Genomic DNA, 1,261 nt, shown 5'->3' on the forward strand with positions numbered 1-1,261 from the left:
CGCCTGCGCAGGCGCAGTCCGAAGACACGGGCACCGGTGTGGCGTACGGCGTTGCCGACGAGTTCCGAGACGAGTAAGACGGCGTCCTCGGTCATCTTGGGGCTGAGCTGCCAGCGGCGCAGGACGATGACCTGGGTGAGGCGCCGGGCCGTGGCGGCGGATTCGGGGCGGGACGGCAACTGCACCTCGGCGTCCGTGGGATCACCGAACAACTCCAGTGCGTTGAGCGCCCGTTCGTCCTCGGCCGCAGGCGACCAGCGTGCCGCGGCCACGCGCTCGTGCCCCCGCGGCTGTTCGATACCCTCCAGCCCCGCCATGCCCTCCATCATGGCGGCCCTGGACCTCCCGCGGGGCCGTTCCGGGGGAATACGCCCCCCGGAAGCACCCATTCCGCAGGAGGCTATCGGCATATGCCAGAGGCAGTTCGGAGCGGAGTGCAGCCCGGCCGACCTGCGGCAACGGCTCGTTCGGCGTCATTCGCGGGCAATTGCCGGACTCCCTCGACGCGGGCAGGCTTAGGGCCGCCTTAAGGTTCCGAGGAACCGCTCCATCGAGGGAACCGGGTAAGACACCCCGTCAATTGCAAGGCTTCACAGGGCGATTCGGCGAGACGAGTCTCACGCCGCCCCCGCCCCACGCTGCGAGGAGCGCGGTGTCACCGGAACTTCGCCTTGCCCGGCCCCTCCTCCACGAAGCTGCGCATGCCGGTCTCCCGGTCGGGCGTCGCGAAGAGGCCGGCGAACCAGTTCCGCTCCACCGCGAGGCCGGTCTCGATGTCCGTCTCCAGGCCGGTGTCGATCGACTCCTTCGCCGCCCGCAGCGCGATCGCCGGCCCCTGCGCCAGCTTCGCCGCCCACGCGTGCGCCTGCGCGTACACCTCGCCGGCCGGGACGACGCGGTCCACCAGGCCCAGCGTCAGCGCCTCGTCCGCCCGCACCGTGCGTCCGGTGAAGATGAGGTCCTTCGCCTTGGACGGGCCGATCAGCCGGGACAGCCGCTGGGTGCCGCCCGCGCCCGGGATCAGACCGAGCAGGATCTCCGGCTGCCCCAGCTTCGCGTTGTCCGCGGCGATCCGGAAGTCGGCGCAGAGCGCCAGCTCGCAGCCGCCGCCCAGGGCGTAACCGGTCACGGCCGCCACCACGGGCTTGGGAATGCGGGCCACCGCCGTGAAGGCGTCCTGGAGGTCGCGGGCGCGGACATCAAGGAGATGCAGCCGATGGACCACACGGCGATGGTGCTGCGCGCCCGCGACCTCCAGGAC

At 71.5% G+C, this 1,261-nt stretch carries 2 protein-coding genes; both read right to left on the reverse strand.

Annotation, left to right across the window (positions count from 1 at the left end):
* The coding region (locus BZL64_RS06730) for an ATP-binding protein (RefSeq protein ID WP_143663014.1) at positions 1-317 on the reverse strand (317 nt) is incomplete at its 3' end.
* Between the two features lie 338 nt (positions 318-655).
* The coding region (locus BZL64_RS06735; protein WP_244205238.1) for an enoyl-CoA hydratase/isomerase family protein at positions 656-1,261 on the reverse strand (606 nt) is incomplete at its 5' end.

The organism is Streptomyces bobili (genome assembly GCF_002154575.1).
GTDB classification, from domain to species: Bacteria; Actinomycetota; Actinomycetes; order Streptomycetales; family Streptomycetaceae; genus Streptomyces; species Streptomyces bobili.